Origin of the sequence: Frisingicoccus sp., from assembly GCF_048388605.1 — a bacterium.
GTDB lineage: Bacteria > Bacillota > Clostridia > Lachnospirales > Lachnospiraceae > Frisingicoccus.
In genome coordinates this window covers 15000-33779 of record NZ_DBGCTU010000027.1, presented here as the reverse complement: position 1 = coordinate 33779, position 18780 = coordinate 15000, and the positions used below count along the sequence as shown (strand labels likewise).

The window sequence follows — 18780 nt, the reverse complement described above, 5'->3', positions numbered from 1 at the left end:
CTGGCTCCTAAATGCATCTATTTGTTCCCAAATAATTCAAAATAAAATATATATTGCTGCATAATGCCCTTAATGTCTTTATACCTCCGGTTTGGAAATCCTCTTTTATAGTGGGCGTTTAACGCCTGAATCATATGGGTATCCATCGGAAATGCCTGCAAATGATGCAGGGCAAACAGGCAGATACAGTCCGCTACCTTCTCACCCACGCCGAAAAGGCTCAGAAGTTCTTCTCTTGCCTTTTTATAGGGCATTTGCTTAACTGCTTCCAGATCTATTTCCCCGGAAACAACGCTTCTCGCGGCCCGAACCACATATTTACTGCGATACCCCAGATTGCAGGCTTTCAAAGCATCCTCATCCAGTCCAGCCAGAGCTCCCGGCTTTGGGAAGGCATAATAAATCCTTCCATGGTTATCCTCTTTTTCTTCCCCGTAAGCCTCACAGATATTTTGAATACACCGGCGGATTCTCACGATATTATTCTGCTGAGAAATGAGAAAAGTAACGATCATTTCCCATAAATCCTGCCGCAAAATCCGTATGCCGGAACCAAATTCCGCCGCATTCATCAGATAGGTATCCCGCGGATTAATCCGGGCAATGCAATCCGCATAATCTCTTTCCAAATCAAAGTAACTCTTCCAGAAATTTTCAAAAACTTCCGAAGTGCAATAAAAAATACATTCATTTCCCTGCTGCTCAATCTCCAGATATTTATCCCCGGCAATCAAGCTGTACCGCCCCGCATCCTCATCTTCCTGTTTCATGCGAAAACACTGGCCGGACAGACATATCTGCGAAAGGCTGAAATAATCTGTCTGCATTTTAATCATGCGCTTATCCTCCATGCCCTATTCCCCTATCTTTTTCAGCCATCCGGCAACACAAACCTGTACCATGGACGCCGCGGCCGCAATATAAAAAACATATTGAGGTCCCATCGCCTGCCAGATAATGCCAAGGATACCGGAAAGTACAACGGCGATCACATGGTCCACACTCAGTCCAAAGGAAAGATTTTCCATGACATCCGCCGGGTCATCCGCTAACTTTTTCATTAAAAATGTATGTACCGTATTAAAATGATCCGTCAGATTAATTAAAACATACACCAGATAGGCAACAAATAAAGGCACTCCGACAATACTCCCGGCCACCCATCCGGAAAACGCAAAAATAGCCGCAATACCGCAGCCCTCCAGCACAAGGGACTTTTTCACACCGTATTTATCCAAAAAACGGCCGATGAGCGGTGCAAAAAGACTCCCGGCAAAATGGGAAACAATGCCGAGAAGGGCCAGGGTATCCGCCCCCTTTGCCAGTAGCTCAATAATTATCCATGGGCCGAACACAAGCCGAACCCGTTTCTGACAACCATACACCGCAGTTACCACATAATAGGGCAAATATTTCTTTTTAAATGAATGTTTCGATTTTTTTTCTGAAATCTGCTTATGACGCTGCGGTACATTTAATTCCGGACATTCCTTCCGCAGTTTCAGAATAAATCCCGCTCCCACAGCAGCAATAGCCAGCGCCAGGCAAAATGACGGGATCACGCCTTTGCCAAACCAGAAAAAACCGGCGCGAAAACCGATAAACACAGCCACAGACGTCAGCATTGATGCCAAAAGCATCCGCCCCTTAAGTTTGCCCAGAAAAGTACCCGTCTTTCCCTCCTGGGACAAATCAATAGCAATACTGTCTCTCAACGGCATCATCATATGTTCTCCCAGCGAAGCGATAAACAAAAAGACCATCATCCACCCATAGGATGGGGAGAGCAGACCCAAAACCAGCAATCCAATGCAGGACAACCCATAAGCGATAAAAGCCATCGAAACATTCCCCAGACTGCCGAGCAAGGATATGACAACAACACACAGCACGCCCGGCATTTCCCTCGGAATTTCCAGAAATCCCCTCTGCACCGAATTGATCTGATAGACCTCTTTAAAATAATTAGAAAAAACCGATGAACTCAACCCCTGCGCCACCGTCAACAAAATAATCGCTGTTAAAAATAACCGCTTTGCCTTATCTTTAGTCATAACATATTCCCTCTTTTTCACTACTCTATTACTTTATATTCCATTTCCCAGAACGTTTATTTCCTATCCTCTCAATAATGCCCTTTTCCTGTAACCTTGGAAGTATCCTCTTGATAGTCCCTAAAGAAATTCCTGATTCTTCATGAAGTTTCTTTTGTGTGATTTCTGGATTTTTCTTTATCAAGGATATCACCTTCTTTTCATCTTCATTTAATTCAACTTTAGTCTCATTGGTCTCATTTTTAGTCGCACTAGTCTCATTTATTTGACCAATCAAACCATAGTCAAATGAATAGGTATCATTCAACGGTACTGTAATTCGGAATACATCACCTTCTTTAAATTCCGGCTCTTGTCCAGAATAAAATTTAGTATATTTAAATAAATTCCTTACCCCAGACCCCAACTGGTCAGCATAACCTATATTCCGAAAGAACGCTGCAATAATCGGGTTTTTGGGATTTGGCTCCAAGTTGTCTACCGTTATATAGCCATCTTTCAATGCACGATTTGCATTCTCCACATACATTCGCTCCTGCTCAATCACAAATTTAGAAGTAAAACTACTAGTAAACTCCCTATGCATCAATGTATTACCAACCATTTCGCGCACAATCATATTCCTCAGACTTTTTCTCACTGTATCCTCTAAAAAGAACTTGTCCGACAAATGCTTCCTCCCAAACTCAAAGAGCATGTCATAACTCTCAATTAAATTAGTTTTTATAATTTCACGGTCATCATATCTGTCCACATTTACTTTGCGAACAATGGCATCTGTTACATAGGCCGGAGCCACATTCAGAATGACATCATCCCTGCCCAGTAACATAATTGCAGCCAAATTAAATCCTTCTTCTCCGGTGGCAATATCATAACCATATAACCCTGCACTTTTCAGCAATTCTTCGTCTCCCATGCTTGTCCATGAATGTTTTCCATTAGGAGCATTATTCCTCGCCATCATACGAATCTTTGGAAGCAAATCCAAACGTAAATCGCTCATCTTCGCATATGGATAAATCCTCTTTTCCGTAAAAATATTTTGCTTGCGTATATACATCTGAGCAATCACACTAGTAGCTGTAACCTTTACATCCGCATCATCTACACGATCATATATCACCTTCTTATAACTGTGAACCTCGGCACTTGGCGGAATATGCACGTGAATGATAGTATGCTTTTCATCATATGAAATAATTTCAGGTGCCAAATATATCGTAGGAGAAAACAACAATGGATTACTCACAACCTTTATGAAATTCCTTACCATATCCGGAGCTGCCTTTTCCGGTACACCTGCTACAGTTCCATCATCCAGAACGCCCATAAAAATATCTCCGCCAAAATGATTTAGGAAAGAGCATACTGTTTCATAAACATCTGATTCGATGCCGTTGCCACAACGCTTAAATTCAACTGCTGCGGTTTCCCCAATTTTAAGAATGGAATTAATTGCTTTTCTATCCATGTAGTTACTTCCTCCCCAAATACTATTTATAATAATCCAATAAGGGATTTTTTAAGATCCTAACTTAAATATTATACCACTTCAAATGAAATTCGGTTCCGACGCCCGGCTCACTTTTCACATCAATTGTCCCGTTTTGCTGCACCATGATCTGCCGCGACAATGCCAGACCGATACCCACACTGTTTTCTGACGCATTTTTTCCTTTGTAGAAGCGTTCGAAAATATGGGCAATATCTTCTTTTTCGATGCCCTCGCCATTATCACGAATATAGATATTGACGGAAAAATTGTTCTCTTCGACGCGGATAGTCACCCGGCCGCCCTCCGGCGTGTGTTCCAGACAATTTTTTATGATATTTGAAATCGCTTCCACGGTCCAATGTTCATCGCATATTAAATGGATATCCTCGTCCATATCCAAGGAAATCTCCACATTTTTTACATCTGCCATGAGCCTCAGGGGCTCCGCCGCTCGCTGAACCAGCCTTCTCACTTCGACATCTTCTTTTTTCAGCTTCAGCATATCGGCCTCCAACTGAGAGAGTGTCAGCAGATTCCGCACAAGCCAGGTCATCCGGTTCACCTGCTGGTCAATTTTCCCGGCAAATTCCATCCGCCTTTCCTCCGGCAAATCCGGCTCTCTCAACAGATCGGCCATAATCGTAATGGATGTCAGCGGCGTTTTGATCTGATGGGAAATATCTGAAAGCATTTTTGAGAGATATTCCCGCTCTTTTACCGCCTGGCTGGATTTTTCATGGAGAAGCATCACCAGCTTATAAATTTCGCTCTGCAAAATACCAAGCTGCCCTTCCCGGTAACTGGTCCATTCCGGCAGTTCCGGCCCATCCTGAATACGCATCAAATACATGATCAATTCTTCAATTTGTTTTTCCCGCTTTTTTCTCTGATAAAGAAAGACAGCCGCCATCAGGAAAAAGGCCCCGACAAGCAGGGCCATAAAAATCTTCTCCGACACTTTCTCAGCCTCCTATTTCTCCATTCGGTATCCGGTGCCTCTCACCGTTTTAATAATCTGGCCTTCCGGGCTGTCTCCCAGTTTTTTCCGAAGCCGTTTGATATAAACGCTGAGTGTATTATCATTGACATAATCTCCCACGTCGTCCCAGATATTGTTTAAAATCTGCCGGCGTGTCAATGTCTGTCCCCGGTGATTCAGAAAAATAAGCAGCAGCTTATATTCCATGGCTGTGAGAATGATTTCCTCATTACCGCAATAAATCTTTCCCGTCTGCAGATTCACCTGATTTTTTCCTACGATACAGACAGCCGCATCCGGCCGTCCTTTCTGCTCTGTACGCCGAAGAATCGCTTTCATCCGTGCCATCAGCTCCCGAATACGAAAGGGCTTTGTGATATAATCGTCGGCCCCCTGCTCTAAAGCCATCACTGTATGAACCTCGTCATCGCAGGCCGTGAGAAACAGTATCGGCGTCTGACTATTCTTTCGTATTTCCCGACAGATGGCAAAACCGTCACCATCCGGAAGCATGACATCCAACAGGCAAAAATCCCAATGGATTTCCGACTGTATCAACGCCAATGCCTCTTTCTGGCTGACTGCCGCCGCCACCTCATATCCTTCCTGCCGGAGAGAATACTGCAGCCCCTCTGAGATGATCGCATCATCCTCGACAAGTAAAACTTTCATAAATTCTATCCTCTTTCTTCCCGGATATCTTCAGCCACATTCCTTTGATTCATCTGAGCAAAACATCGCTGAGTCATCGCCGTAAGAATCACCGCCGCCAGCATCACCGCCGCCCCACATATAACCCATGGAAAGGAAATCCGCATATATCCTAAAACTTTTATGAGAAACTCCCGAATAAGGAAAATCAGCGGTACGGCAATCACTGCCGACCACAAAATGCTCCGGCCCATGATCGTCCGACATTCATGGTAAAGCATCCTTCGTATCTGACCGTTCGTTGCCCCCATGGATTTCAATACAGCAAACTCCTGCCGCCTTCCGAGAATTCTTCCCCGGATGGAATTGTACAGGCTTAACATGGAAATCACCGAAGCTAAAATCACAAAACTGTACAGCAAAATACGGATCATCGCATTCAGAGAATCCGCCAGAGTTTTCGTATAATCAGCATCCATGAAAAAATACTTTCCTTGTGCAACCATCGGCATATTCCGGAGCTTCTCAGGAAGATCCGTGACATTCTCATTCATTTTTATCATAAGGTGCTTCTGGATAAGCTGATAATTATCATCATCAACATCCGACGACATTAAAATCTCATTGATTGCCTTACCCGTATCCATCCGAATTATGGCCCACATCTGCTCCGAATGAAACTGAAACATTTCAAGCTGCTCATTGGACGCATATCCTGCTACCGTCAACGAAAAATCCTCATTCTTCTTTTCATCCGGGCAATAAAGCATCATCGGAATAATTTCACCTTTTTCCAAATCTGTCATCCGTTCAATTTGATAAAACTGATATCTTTCCGCATCCATGCCGCCGACTCTCCAGTTTTCCGTTGAAACTTCGCCGTCCTGCACCACGATAGCCGGATACTCCGCATCCCGGATGATTTTTTCATCAACATCCGCCGCCTCCGCGATCTGACCGAACATCTCATCATTCACGGCAACCACATTCAGCAGCCCTCTTCCTCCGGAATGATGTTCATTAAATTCTTCATCTGTTAATTCTTTATGATAATACAGATTAAACACTTTGTGAAGAGCCTCCCAATATTCCCGGCTGAATACTTCATTTGGAACAGTGCCGATAAAAGTGCCCGTTCCCCATTCGCAAACCGATTCCACACCTTCGTCTGCTTCAATTTCAGCCTTTACCGCTTCATAATCTGCAAAATCTCCGTTCATCGTTCCAAAAATGTAATCCCAATCATCCATTTTATAATTAATCGAAGAATCATCCTGCATGCGATAAGATACAATCCGAGTCACATTTCGAACCCCAAAGGAGGTTACAACAAGAATCACCGCAAATACAACGATAGAACGCACAATTCCCCGTGTCTTTCTATGCTGAACCCGCAGCGAATTCCGGGCTAACATGCCTTCCACACCGCGCCGCCGAATGAGACGCATATCCATAGAATGAAGCTTTTTCGAATGTTGTTCATTTCCGCGTATACATTCAATCGGGCCGATCTTACTGATCTTGCGCGCCGGAAGATAAGCCGACACGAATACTGTGACTATGCTGACAATCAGTACCAGCAAAACACTCCCCGGCAAAATATTTAAAGATACCGGCACATCCTGCGGCGCCCCATAAATTCCATAAATTTTCCCGACAAATGGCTGAAGCATCATCATGCCGCCCTGTATCACCGCCAGCCCCAGCAAAAAACCGGTCGGCAATGCCGGCAAAAGCAGAAAAAAGGCTTCAAAATAAACACTGCTTCGCTTCTGCCGACCCGTAGCTCCGACGGAACAGAGCATTCCGAGGTAACGGCTTCTTTCCTCGAAGGACATATTGAAAAGATTATAAATCAAAATAATGGAAGCTATGATAATAACCGTCAAAAAGAAAAGCGTCATCGCCCGCACGATAACATTGATCGTGGAATCGGAAGAATTTCCTGAAAATGCCAGCACATAATCATTATATGCGACGGTTTTGTTCTCATTGTACTTTTTCAGTTCCCGTGACGGCGCCGTCATCGAATCCTCCAGATCAAACATTAAAGAAACATTAAACAAACCGCCGTTTTCCGCTGCAATTTCCGGGCTGATCCATGTCAGCGCTTCATAACAGGCTGAGCCTGCGCTTTCAAATCCGGGTGCCTTCATAAAACCCACAACCCGGTAACTCTGCTTTTCTCCCGTATAATTGATATCTTCCCTGAAACTGTCATTTTCCATGTAATAGGGAAAATCCTTCGGTATCTCTACAGATTCCCCATATTTGACTGTAATATCCTGAAAAGGAAACGTCGATTCGACGCCCTCGGCGATCCCCGTGATACTCCGCGTAAGATATTCCGCCGAAATTTCATCGCCGATTTGAATCGAAGAGCCGTCTTCCCGCACACTTTCACTGAGAATGATCTCATTTGTGCCCGTTGGAAAACGGCCTTCGGAAAGTTCAATATTCATCCAGTCAAAACATTTCTCCGAGTATGCCCGGATATTGAGATAAGGCTTTTCCGGATTCTGCGACCGGTTAAAGGCAGTCATCCCCATACTTTTTGAAATTGCCAGGTCCGATACATGTTCCATCGACTCGATTTCCGAAAGTTCCTCGCTGTTAATATCATAAATACTGGCATGCCATTTTCCGTCCCTTGCCTCACCCACATCTTCGAGATAGGAAATTCCCGTATCCTTCCCCACAAACACACAAGTCATCAAAAGCACCATAAAAACAATGCCTAAAAAAGCGGTGACCGTCCGCCGGAGATTCTGCTTCATGTATTGGAAAGTCACATAATGCACCACATGATTTTTCATAAGGTCCCACCTCCCAATACCCGGATGCGCTCATCCCTGGTGATTTTTCCATCCTCAATACAGAGCATCCGGTCCGCCTGCAGGGCAATGCTCTCATCGTGGGTAATGAGCAGCAGCGTCTGCTTCTGGCTTCGATTGGATTCTCTTAAAAGATGAATAATTTCAGCCCCCGTATGCCTGTCTAAATTGCCCGTCGGCTCATCCGCCAGGATAATTGTCGGATGATTGAATAAGGCCCGCCCTATGGAAACTCTCTGCTGCTGCCCTCCGGAAAGCTGACTCGGAAGATTATTTCTCCGTTCAGACAAACCCATACGCTCCACAATATCATCCAACCGCTGTTTATCCAGTTTACGCCCATCCAGCAAATGGGGAAGGGCAATATTTTCGTCCACATTGAGCACCGGCAGCAGATTATAAAACTGATAGATCAATCCGATCTGACGCCGCCGGAAAATCGCCAGCTTATCCTCGCTGAGCCCGTGGATATCCGTTCCATTGATAAACACCTTCCCGGAAGTCGGCCTGTCCACACCGCCAAGGATATGCAAAAGTGTTGATTTTCCGCTGCCCGAAGGCCCTACAATTGAAACAAACTCTCCCTTTTCCACAGAAAAGGACACATTGTCAAGGGCCCGGATCTCCGTATTCTCCGTGCCATATATCTTTGTCAGATTTTCACATCGCAATATTTCCATGTCACATTCCTCCTTATCTTCTTTCAGTATAAATGAGCAACATGACTCTTCCGTGAATCCTTCCGTGACAAAATTGTCACCCTTTATATCAGCTCCAGATGTTTACATGCCTTCCATATGCCGTCTTCCATCACCGGCGTTGTCACATAATCCGCTTCCAATTTGACATCTTCGGAACTGTTGCCCATGGCTACCCCGATGCCGGCCGCCCGGAACATTCCAATATCATTGGCGCTGTCCCCGAAGGCAATCGTATCTTTAATATCCGTGTCCAGCATTTCACACACCTTCGCTATTCCGGTCCCCTTATGATATCCCTTCGGAACAAATTCTGTCACCGGTATATCATGTATAATAAAATCAAAACAGTCTTTTAATTCCTCATAACACTTTTCCCGGTCCGCTGTTTCCGTTGCGCAGGATAACTTGGATATCTCCCACCGTCCCCATTCGTCCGCAATAGTCAGCAGCCGGGGACCTATCTCCGCTTTCAGCTTTTTTCCATAGTTATCCTTGGCAAATTCTCTCTCATCCATATACAGATACTCCCGGCCTTCCAATATGGGCCGCATCCCATATTTTCTTACGGTATTTACCGTGTGTTCTACCAAATCCACATCCAGTTTTTTATAGAAAATGGTCTCGCCGCCATACTCAATCATCGTTCCGCATCCCGACACAACGCCGTCAAACCCAATGGCAAACAAATCCGGATTCTGAATATAGGCCCGGCTGCGCCCGCTGCACAAAAAAGCCCGATGCCCGTTTTGCCGCAGATTCCGAATCGCCCGAATGGTACTTTCCGGGATCTCATTATGCCAATTCCACAACGTCCCATCAATATCAAAAAACACTATTTTTTTCTCTGACATTTCTTCTGCCTCCTGCTTTCTGCCCCATGTCCTTCTCTCATGTACAGTACATAGAAATATGACAGGCGCTCCAACCAAACACCTGTCACATTTTACCCTGTTCATTTACTCTATCCGATCAACGTTTTACGAAATATTCTTCATACCAAACAAGGAAGGTATAGATGGTCCATACTTTCCGCCAGTTATCCGAATTTCCGCCGACATAATCGTCAAAAATCGCATTGATTTCATCCATATTAAAAAACTGTGCCGCCATATCGCTGTGGAACTTCGCCTGCACATCCTGATTATACCGTTCATCCGCCATCCATATACGGATCGGCACGATAAATCCAAGCTTCTTGCGGAATGCAATCTTTTCCGGGAGAACTTTGGCCGCAGCCGTGCGGAAAGCCACCTTATTCTGCTCCGCATTGACTTTAAATCTTGACGGCATCCGAGAAGCAATATCAAAAATCCGCCTGTCCGTCAGAGGCATACGGATCTCCAGCCCAGCGGCTGTACTCATTTTGTCCACATTTAAATAAATGTCTCCTTCAAGCCAGATCTGAATATCCACGTCAGACATCTTAGCCAGCGGGTCCAAACCTTCGGTTTCCTCATAGATCCGTTCCACCAACTCAATCGGAAGGACATCCGGGTCATATTTTTTGAGAATCCGCTTTTTCTCATCCTCCTTCATAATATTGGTGTTGCCCACATAAAATGTTTTCAGATTCTCCCCATACCGCTCCGCATTGCGGTACATATTATAACCGCCGAAAAATTCATCGGCGCCCTCGCCGGAATAACACAGCTTTGTATGTTCCGCCGTCGCCCTGCAGGCTATGGCAAAGGCTATGGCTGAAGCATCTCCAAGGGGCTGCTCCATATGGTACATTACATAAGGAACAATTTCAAAATATTCCTCCGGCGTGATCAGACATCTGGCATTCTCTCTCCCGAGAATCTCCGCCGTCTGCCGGGCCATCCCCGATTCATCAAAGCGGGCCTCTTCATAACCGCAGGAATCGGTCAGCTTCACATCCGACATCGCCAGCACATAGGAGGAATCCACGCCGCCGGACAGGAAGGATTCCGCCGTCTCATCTTCGGATTTCACCTCCGGCATAATCTCCTGAATGGTTGTATGAATCTCATCGGCCCAGTCTTCCAGCGTTTTGCTTTCATCCGGATGAAACTCCGGCGTCCAATAGCGCTCAATTTTAAGTTTGCCATCCTGCCAGATGAGATACCTGCCGGGCATAAGTTTTTTCACTCCCCGGAAAAATGTATTTTCCCCGGCCACATAGGTCAGGCTCAAATATAACTGGAGCATTTCTTCATTCAGCTTTTTCACAAAGCCCGGCTGCTCCATGATCTTACGAATGGTCGTCCCATAGAGAAGATGGCCTTCTTCGGTTTCATAATAATAAAACGGTTTCGTTCCAAACTGATCCCGCAGACAGAAAAGCTTCTGCTCTTCCTCATCCCACAATGCAAAGGCAAACATGCCGTGCATATGATTTGCCATATCGTATCCCCAGGTCTCATAGGCCTTTATAAGAATCTGTTCCTCACGCTCTTCTCTGGACAATGCCGGATCAATGCCAAGCTCTCCGCAGAGTGCTTTCCAATTTCGAATATGTCCTCTGTACTCTCTGACATTTATCATCTGAATAACCTCTCTTATTCTTTATATTACCTGATTATTATAAACTAAAGTCCGCAGGATAACAATCCCTTCATCTACATCGGACATTGATATCTCGGCTTTCCCTTACTTTTTTTGCCGTATTCGATCGCCTTTTCCGGGCAGCCGCAGATGCAGGCCATACACTGGGTGCAATGATCATCCCAAACCGGACGGCCATCGATGATATCAATATTATTCATCGGACAGACAGTTTCGCATTTTCCACAGCCGATGCAGGCCTCCGTCGTATAAAAGGGCTTTGCGTGGACAAATGCAGGGTAAAATATTTTATTTACCAGGGCAGTACTGATCTTCCCGGCCACAGTGATTTTTTTCTGTGGAATCCCTTCGCCTTTTTTAATGACCTCGATAACATCATCGATTGCCGGGAGCGCCCTGTCTATAATCCGAAGTGCTTCATCCCTCTCCGGGGCCTGAAACATGGCAATATAGTTTTCCGGCATAATGATTTTTGCACAACCCATGTATTGAAAGCCCTTTTTCGCACACAGCTTTTCAATATATTCACCCGCATTGCCGATGCTGTCTCCACAGGTCATCACAAAATAAGCCTTACGGTTTCCGCCAAACTTTGTGCGCCGAATCCAATCTCTGACAATATGAGGAATCTGCCACGCATAGGTGGGTACAACAAACACAAAGGGCCTCGCCGATTTTATTCTGGAATAATCCCCATCCCGAATCTTCTCAAACAAATTCAGGATTTCATCCCCGGTCTTTTCCCCAATCCGCTTCGCCACAAATTCACTGTTGCCTGTACCTGTAAAATAAAGAATCATTCTTAATTAAACCTCCCGCAAAAACAAGGCAATGTCCTCCTGTTCCAGGATTTCCTTGCTATTTTATTTCATTTGCCATTCTGTAAAACTGACAATAGATTCCCCCGCGTTCCATAAGCTGATCGTGATTTCCTTCCTCCACGATCCCTTCCTCTGTCAACACCAGAATCCTGTCTGAATTTTTGATGCTGGACAATCTATGTGCTATGGTAAGTGTTGTACGTCCCTTTGCCAACTCATTCAGAGATCTGGCAACTGCGTACTCACTTTCATTGTCCAGAGCAGAGGTTGCCTCATCCAGAATAATAATCGGCGGATTCTTTAAAAACACTCTGGCAATACTGATTCTCTGCTTCTGTCCACCGGATAGCTTCACGCCGCGCTCACCGACATATGTGTCATACCCATCCTTTAAATTCTGAATAAACTCGTCTGCTCCGGCACGCTTTGCCGCTTCCCTTACTTCTTCATAGGTCGCACCCGGTTTACCATAAGCAATATTCTCAAATACTGTTCCTGAAAACAGATAAACCTCCTGCTGTACCATACCGATACTCCTGCGCAGACTCTTCAAAGTAAGCTTCTTTATATCTTTTCCATCCAGTATAATTTTACCACCCGATACATCATAAAATCTTGGGATCAAATTACAAAGTGTCGTCTTCCCTCCGCCGGAAGGTCCTACAATAGCAACCTTTTCTCCTGCGCGTATCTTCAAATTCAAATTATGGAATACCGTATTATGGTCATCCGGATATTCAAAACTGACATGGTCAAACACAATTTCTCCCTTCGGATTCTCCAAATCCTGCGCATCCGGCTCATCAAAAATCTCCACATCCGCATCCATAATCTGCACGAATCGCTCAATACCTGTAATTCCCCTCTGAAACTGTTCCGCAAACTCAATGATTCTTCTCACCGTAGCAATCAGGGCAGAAACATACATAACATAAGCTACCATATCGCCGGGAAGAATCACGCCATACTTCATGAAAAAACCGCCGCCTATAATGACTGTCAGATACATCAACCCGTCAAACACCCTGGTAGAGGTGGAAAAAAGCCCCATCAACCGATAGGTATATGACTTGATCCCTAAAAATTTCTGATTACCTTCTTCAAACTTTTGCGTTTCAATATCTTCATTGGTAAATGCCTTTACTACCTTCTGCCCCAGTAAACTATCCTCAATTTTGGCATTTAATTCACCAATCTGATGACGCTGGTCAATAAAGGCAGAACGCATCTTCTTGTTGATTATCCGGCATACGACCGTCATAATCGGAACAAAGACAAATACCATCACCGTAAGCGGCAAATGGATGCCCGCAAGTATGATAAAAGATACAATTATCTTAATTCCCGCTATAAAAAATTCCTCCGGACAATGATGGGCAAACTCCGTAACCTCAAACAGATCGTTGGTAATACGTCCCATGATCTGACCGACTTTTGTATTATTAAAATACGTATTTGACAATTGCTGTAAATGCGCGTACGCATTGCGTCTCATATCAGTCTCTATCTTCGCACCCATAACATGTCCCATATCTGCCATATAAAAATTGGCAATACTGTCTATCACCCGCAGTACAAAATAAAGAAATCCCAGACCAAGTATCATTCTTACTGTCAATAAAGCAATATCCTGCAAAGCAGTATTGGTAATCTGCCTGATGATCAGCGGCAATATCATTTCACAAATTGTGGTCAGCGCCGCGCAAAATAAGTCCAGACATAAAGTCTTATAATATGGTTTAAAATAAGGAAGAAATCTCCCGATCAATTCTTTTACCGTGTATTGTCTATTCTGTTCCATTCAAATCCCCAACAGTCTATTCATCATTATCGCCGCAATATGTTTATTTTCAACTTATTTTAACGCTTATTCCTCAACTTGTACATCCCCAAAGCCAATAAAACCGCAAACACGGCACAATCAATGGCCAATAAAGTTTGCACGTACTTCACTATGCCATAAATATATAACACGGAAAATATTTCCACGGACAAAATAACAAAGCAAAAAAAGTTTGCCAGATAATCCGCAACCAGATCACTGTGAAACCAAACGTACATTCTCAGATTATTCTGCCACAGGGGTCTGAAAAGAAAACGGATGATCCCGCAGGCCAGCGGATAAACAAAGATAAAGATTCGGCTGACCGCCCTGCTCACCTCTCCATCGCTCCATTGAACCGGAATCTTGTCCGGCAGCTTCGGCCAGACTAAAAGAGCAATGGCCAGCACCACAGCAGTTAAAATCCCCCAGGTAAGGGAACCGCTCCACATATAGAGAAAGCCCACCGAATCCAATCTGAAAATTTTCGAATTCGACTGCCAGTACGCTTTCACCTCCGGCACATAGGCCCCCACATCCAGATTATCGAAACTGACTGTCTCGTCCTGCAGCATTTTACCACATATTACCTTCGCCTGCTCCAAATCCGCCATCTGCTCATCCAGCTTCTCCATCTGGATGCAAAGCGTCTCATGCAAAGAAATTTCTCCGAGGATCAGCCGGTGGATCGCCTCAATTGGAATTCCCAGCGTCCGCAGGTACGCAATCTTTTTGATGGTTTCCACATCCTCTTCCGAATACTCTCTGTAGCCATTGCCCGTATTTCTTGTCGGCTGAATCAGTTTCTCCTTTTCATAAAAGCGGATATTTGAACGGGCAAGTCCCGTCTTCTCCTCAACCTCTTTAATTGTCATCTCATCACCTTCTGTCATTTTTATACAGAATAAAGTATCAACCGGGTTTATAGTCAAGTTTTTTAGAAAAATGCTTCTTCATTTTAGCATATCCACCGGATTTTTTCTACGTATTTCCGAACACGGCCATGGCCGTATCATTTAAGATGTGATAAAATGTTTTAAAAAAGAAACGGAAAACCGGAGGAATGAAATAATGTCTACGCCAAACATTATCGAAGTTACGGACTTTGAAGCTCCCGAGCTGGATATCTATGCCCGCCTGAACGAAAATCAATTACTTAACCGCCATGAACCCGAAAAAGGTATTTTCATCGCTGAAAGCCCGAAGGTTATCGAACGCGCCCTGGATGCAGGCTGTCAGCCGATTTCTCTCCTGCTGGAGCGCAAACATATTGAAGGACAGGCCCGCGATGTGATCGCCCGATGCGGAGACATCCCTATTTTCACCTCGGAATTTGAAATTCTGACGCAGCTGACCGGGTTTAAGCTGACCCGCGGCGTTCTCTGCGCCATGCGTCGTCCGGCCCTGCCCTCTGTTGAAAATATATGCAGCCGGGCCCGCCGTATTGCCATTCTCGAAAATATCATGAATCCCACAAATGTCGGCGCCATTTTCCGCTCGGCCGCGGCCCTCAATATCGACGCCGTGCTGCTCACACCCGGATGCAGCAATCCGCTGTACCGCCGGGCTATCCGTGTCAGCATGGGAACCGTCTTTCAGATACCGTGGACTTTTCTCGGCAGCGAAGACTCCGAGTGGCCGGACACCGGCATGAAGCTTTTGCAAAAACTTGGCTTTAAAACCGCAGCGATGGCATTAAGGGATGATTCCGTCCCTATTGACGACGCCCGGCTGAGAGCTGAAGATAAACTTGCCATCCTTCTCGGCGCAGAGGGCGACGGGCTGGCCCCATCCACCATCGCAGACTGCGATTATACGGTCCGCATCCCCATGTCCCACGGCGTAGACTCCTTAAATGTTGCCGCCGCCAGCGCCGTAGCTTTCTGGGAACTCGGGAAAAAATAACGTAAAGAAAACAACCTCCTGCATGATATAATTCTTACATCAAACACAGGAGGTCGTTTCATTTTTTAGAAAAAGGGATACTCACATGCTTACATTTAGTTTCCGGAGGTGATCTCGTTTATAAATTTATCCAGAATGTCCTGGCGATCCGCTGCCGCTGCATACAAATCAAGGTCTGCATACAGATTCAGGGACGGATCCTGATTATAACCCTCCGGAACTTCGCCGTTTGTTCCAATGGCTACGATCGGCATCTCTTTGGCATAGGCTGCCATAGCCTCATCACTGATGGCCCAATCCATGAAGGTATATGCGCACGGATTCATTTCTTTCTTGGCCAGAAGACAGTTTGCTTCAACATCCCATCCGCTTCCCTCACTTGGAAATACGACAACCGTTTCATCCGGATTTTCCTCCTGGAGAAGAATACATCTATAGCCAAAGGATAAGCCGATAACCGCTTCACCGGCTGCCGCCATTTTTGCCGGTTTGGAACCGGAATCCGTATATTCAGCCATATTTTTATTCAACTGTTCAATATAATCCCAACCATCGTCAAACATCTGCAGCCAGCCGTTTACAATTAAAAGGCCGGTTCCCGAAGCCGCCGGGTCAGGCATAACGATATGTCCTTCATACTGCGGATCCAAAAGGTCTTCCCAGCTTTCAGGGACATCCAGATTCAGTTCTTCACAAAGCTTTGTATTGACGAGCATTGCCCCTTCATAGGCATCAATGCCGCACCAGCGAAGTTCTTCCTCCGTATCCTTAAACTGAGGCAAGATCCGATCTGCACCTTCCGGCGTATACGGCTGAATCACTCCATCGTATTCATCCAATGACAAAAGGCTCGAAGCCGCAACACCCCAAAGTACATCCGCAACCGGATTGTCCTTTTCCGCGATCACCTTACTTATCAGTGTACTTGTGGAAATACGGCTGACTTCCAATTCAATATCCGGATACTGCTCTCTAAAGGATGTGAGATAAGGCTCAATCTGATCATCCTCCAGGGCCGTATAGATAACAAGGGAACCACTCTCGCTTTTTGCTACCTCCCCCGGCTCCGCTGACGATTCCGCCGCTGCATCTGCAGCCTCAGATGTGCCGGATTTTTCTGCGGAAGCGCTGCCGGAGCTGCATCCGGCCAAAGCGGTCAGGCTTAACACTACACCTAAAATCAAAGCTGTCATTCTTTTTGTCATAATCTTATCCTCCTCATATTGAAATGATATCTATCACAATCTTTCGATTATGGTCTGCTGAATTTTTCTGCGCGCCGCCTGCATATGTAATTAAAGATTTCATAGATGGAGCGAACAATCACATTGATCAATAAAATAACCAGCGACATGGCAGCCGCCGCTGCATAGTCACCATTTTCATCCATATTCAGGATAGCCAGAGCCATCGGCTGATTCCGGACTGTATACAAAAATACAAGGGCTGAAATCGTTACCATCGTATTAACGAAATAGTACATAATAATCTCTAAAATCGCCGGCAGGGACATTGGCATACTTACGTGCAAAAACACCTGATAAAAAGGAACCGCCATAGAATCCGCCACATTTTCATATTCCGAATCCAGTTTTTTCAATGCGGTTGTCGCCGTAATATATGTTACGGAAAACATATGTACAATATTGGAAATTACCATAATCGCCAAAGTCCGATACAATGAATGGAACGGATTCGGAATAACCAGCCCAATCAGCGGTATAGTGAACCCGGTCTTATTAAAAAACATAACATAGGCCAGGCCAATAACCATGCCCGGAAGCGCCATCGGCATCATGGCAAAAAAGCGGCATATCGAACGTACTAAAGCCATTGGTTTACTTTTTTCAATTAAGTAAGCAAACAAAAATGTTAATATGCCTCCAATCACCGCCGTGAGCAGCGACATTTTAACGCTGACCCAAATTGCTTTCATTCCGCTGTTTAAGAGAACTGAATCAAAGTCAAAATGCTCCAAGGTAAAGGTCAGATCATACGGCCACCGTTTTGCAAAAGCAGCCAGAGCAATCACAACAAACATAACTGCGATCAAGGCTGTAACAAACAGTGAATATATGAAATATCCGATATCTCTCTTTTTATTCTCCACCGGCTTAAATGCCACGGCCTTCGAGGATATCGACTCTGAGTCCGCTTTTGATTTTGATATGGAATCAATAATAAAGGCCACGATCGCGGGAATGGTGAGGATCACACCGACAACTGCTCCCATAGACATATTTTGCTGACCAAGCACCTGCTTGTAAATATCCGTTGCCACAACACTGAAATTACCGCCGACAACCTGAGGCGCACCGAAATCGGTAAAACATTTTGTGAAGGCGATGGTCACCGCGCTGATCAATCCGTATTTCATTCCCGGAAGCGTTACTCTGAAAAAAACACGTCCCGGCCCGGCGCCCATGCAGGAAGCCGCCTCATAAAGCCGATTATCCGCACTGCTCATGGCGACAACCAAAACCATCAAAACCTGCGGGAATGTATAGAGAACCTCCGCAATAACCACACCCAGTTCCCCATAAAGTCCGATATCTATACCCATTTTTGTAATAAGCCCCTGGCGTCCGAAAAGATAAACCAGCGCCATGCCATGAACCATTGTCGGAACAAACTGGGGCAGCATGGCAATATACTGAAATCCTTTTTTAAAAGGCATATTGGTCCGGCTGATGGCATAAGCCACGCCAAAAGCCAGTCCCACACTGATAACCGTCGTAACAAGTGAAACGTGAATTGAATTTCCTATGGACCTCATCAGTGACGGCGTCGAAAAATATTTAGCAAAATTAGCAAATCCTACAAATTCTCCCGAATTGCTCTGAAATACCTTTGAAAAAACAGTGATCAGCGGAAACAATAAAAAAACAAGAAAGGATAACAGCATGACCATCGTCAATACTTTTAAAATCGTTTCCGATGAAATTGTTCTCTCCTTACGCACCTGATCATTTGACATGTTCACGTT

15 protein-coding genes are annotated in these 18780 nt (G+C 45.0%); 1 reads left to right on the top strand and 14 read right to left on the bottom strand.

Annotation, left to right across the window (positions count from 1 at the left end; genetic code table 11):
• Positions 1-17 precede the first annotated feature (17 nt).
• The 12 genes from ACMN7X_RS06055 to ACMN7X_RS06000 all read right to left on the bottom strand — a co-directional run bounded on the left by ACMN7X_RS06055 (position 18) and on the right by ACMN7X_RS06000 (position 14764).
• Entirely contained in the window at positions 18-836 is an 819-nt protein-coding gene (locus ACMN7X_RS06055) for a DNA-3-methyladenine glycosylase family protein (RefSeq protein WP_418746585.1), read from the bottom strand.
• Between the two features lie 18 nt (positions 837-854).
• Positions 855-2054 carry an MFS transporter gene (locus ACMN7X_RS06050; protein WP_418746584.1) on the bottom strand — a complete coding sequence of 400 codons (1200 nt, stop codon included), beginning with the start codon at positions 2052-2054 and terminating at the stop codon, positions 855-857.
• Positions 2055-2082: 28 nt separating this feature from the next.
• A complete protein-coding gene (locus ACMN7X_RS06045) occupies positions 2083-3528 on the bottom strand; it encodes an RNA-binding domain-containing protein (protein ID WP_418746583.1) in 1446 nt (481 codons plus the stop codon).
• A 64-nt stretch (positions 3529-3592) separates the two neighbouring features.
• Entirely contained in the window at positions 3593-4510 is a 918-nt protein-coding gene (locus ACMN7X_RS06040) for a sensor histidine kinase (RefSeq protein ID WP_418746582.1), read from the bottom strand.
• 12 nt (positions 4511-4522) lie between these two features.
• Entirely contained in the window at positions 4523-5203 is a 681-nt protein-coding gene (locus ACMN7X_RS06035; RefSeq protein WP_418746581.1) for a response regulator transcription factor, read from the bottom strand.
• A gap of 5 nt (positions 5204-5208) precedes the next feature.
• Positions 5209-7998: an ABC transporter permease gene (locus tag ACMN7X_RS06030; RefSeq protein ID WP_418746580.1), complete on the bottom strand. Its 2790-nt coding sequence runs from the start codon at positions 7996-7998 to the stop codon at positions 5209-5211.
• Positions 7995-8696, bottom strand: a complete 702-nt coding sequence (locus tag ACMN7X_RS06025; RefSeq protein ID WP_418746579.1) for an ABC transporter ATP-binding protein — start codon at positions 8694-8696, stop codon at positions 7995-7997. Before ACMN7X_RS06025 ends, ACMN7X_RS06030 begins: the two co-directional genes overlap by 4 nt.
• Before the next feature lie 83 nt (positions 8697-8779).
• Positions 8780-9568, bottom strand: a complete 789-nt coding sequence (locus ACMN7X_RS06020; protein WP_418746578.1) for a Cof-type HAD-IIB family hydrolase — start codon at positions 9566-9568, stop codon at positions 8780-8782.
• A 118-nt stretch (positions 9569-9686) separates the two neighbouring features.
• Positions 9687-11225: an asparagine synthase (glutamine-hydrolyzing) gene (gene asnB, locus ACMN7X_RS06015; protein WP_418746577.1), complete on the bottom strand. Its 1539-nt coding sequence runs from the start codon at positions 11223-11225 to the stop codon at positions 9687-9689.
• 74 nt (positions 11226-11299) lie between these two features.
• Entirely contained in the window at positions 11300-12046 is a 747-nt protein-coding gene (locus tag ACMN7X_RS06010) for an EFR1 family ferrodoxin (protein WP_418746576.1), read from the bottom strand.
• Positions 12047-12104: 58 nt separating this feature from the next.
• Positions 12105-13868 (bottom strand): ABC transporter ATP-binding protein, encoded by a 1764-nt coding sequence (locus ACMN7X_RS06005; protein ID WP_418746575.1) that lies wholly within the window; start codon positions 13866-13868, stop codon positions 12105-12107.
• A 59-nt stretch (positions 13869-13927) separates the two neighbouring features.
• Entirely contained in the window at positions 13928-14764 is an 837-nt protein-coding gene (locus tag ACMN7X_RS06000) for a MerR family transcriptional regulator (RefSeq protein WP_418746574.1), read from the bottom strand.
• Positions 14765-14960: 196 nt separating this feature from the next.
• On the opposite strand from ACMN7X_RS06000, the gene ACMN7X_RS05995 reads away from it, so the two are divergent.
• Positions 14961-15794, top strand: a complete 834-nt coding sequence (locus tag ACMN7X_RS05995; RefSeq protein WP_418746573.1) for a TrmH family RNA methyltransferase — start codon at positions 14961-14963, stop codon at positions 15792-15794.
• A gap of 95 nt (positions 15795-15889) precedes the next feature.
• Here the strand turns inward: ACMN7X_RS05995 and ACMN7X_RS05990 are convergent, their stop codons facing one another.
• Together ACMN7X_RS05990 and ACMN7X_RS05985 are read right to left on the bottom strand one after the other, a co-directional pair.
• Entirely contained in the window at positions 15890-16999 is a 1110-nt protein-coding gene (locus tag ACMN7X_RS05990) for an extracellular solute-binding protein (protein WP_418746572.1), read from the bottom strand.
• Between the two features lie 47 nt (positions 17000-17046).
• A complete protein-coding gene (locus ACMN7X_RS05985; RefSeq protein ID WP_418746571.1) occupies positions 17047-18771 on the bottom strand; it encodes a putative 2-aminoethylphosphonate ABC transporter permease subunit in 1725 nt (574 codons plus the stop codon).
• Between the last annotated feature and the right edge of the window lie 9 nt (positions 18772-18780).

Excerpts from the sequence above, each read along its gene's own strand:
- ACMN7X_RS06005 (WP_418746575.1), bottom strand. The coding sequence starts at position 13,868 with ATGGAACAGAATAGACAATACACGGTAAAAGAATTGATCGGGAGATTT.
- ACMN7X_RS06030 (WP_418746580.1), bottom strand. The coding sequence starts at position 7,998 with ATGAAAAATCATGTGGTGCATTATGTGACTTTCCAATACATGAAGCAG.
- asnB (WP_418746577.1), bottom strand. The coding sequence starts at position 11,225 with ATGATAAATGTCAGAGAGTACAGAGGACATATTCGAAATTGGAAAGCA.
- ACMN7X_RS06035 (WP_418746581.1), bottom strand. The coding sequence starts at position 5,203 with ATGAAAGTTTTACTTGTCGAGGATGATGCGATCATCTCAGAGGGGCTG.
- ACMN7X_RS06025 (WP_418746579.1), bottom strand. The coding sequence starts at position 8,696 with ATGGAAATATTGCGATGTGAAAATCTGACAAAGATATATGGCACGGAG.
- ACMN7X_RS06020 (WP_418746578.1), bottom strand. The coding sequence starts at position 9,568 with ATGTCAGAGAAAAAAATAGTGTTTTTTGATATTGATGGGACGTTGTGG.
- ACMN7X_RS06055 (WP_418746585.1), bottom strand. The coding sequence starts at position 836 with ATGATTAAAATGCAGACAGATTATTTCAGCCTTTCGCAGATATGTCTG.
- ACMN7X_RS06010 (WP_418746576.1), bottom strand. The coding sequence starts at position 12,046 with ATGATTCTTTATTTTACAGGTACAGGCAACAGTGAATTTGTGGCGAAG.
- ACMN7X_RS06050 (WP_418746584.1), bottom strand. The coding sequence starts at position 2,054 with ATGACTAAAGATAAGGCAAAGCGGTTATTTTTAACAGCGATTATTTTG.
- ACMN7X_RS06000 (WP_418746574.1), bottom strand. The coding sequence starts at position 14,764 with ATGACAATTAAAGAGGTTGAGGAGAAGACGGGACTTGCCCGTTCAAAT.
- ACMN7X_RS06045 (WP_418746583.1), bottom strand. The coding sequence starts at position 3,528 with ATGGATAGAAAAGCAATTAATTCCATTCTTAAAATTGGGGAAACCGCA.
- ACMN7X_RS05985 (WP_418746571.1), bottom strand. The coding sequence starts at position 18,771 with ATGTCAAATGATCAGGTGCGTAAGGAGAGAACAATTTCATCGGAAACG.
- ACMN7X_RS05995 (WP_418746573.1), top strand. The coding sequence starts at position 14,961 with ATGTCTACGCCAAACATTATCGAAGTTACGGACTTTGAAGCTCCCGAG.
- ACMN7X_RS05990 (WP_418746572.1), bottom strand. The coding sequence starts at position 16,999 with ATGACAAAAAGAATGACAGCTTTGATTTTAGGTGTAGTGTTAAGCCTG.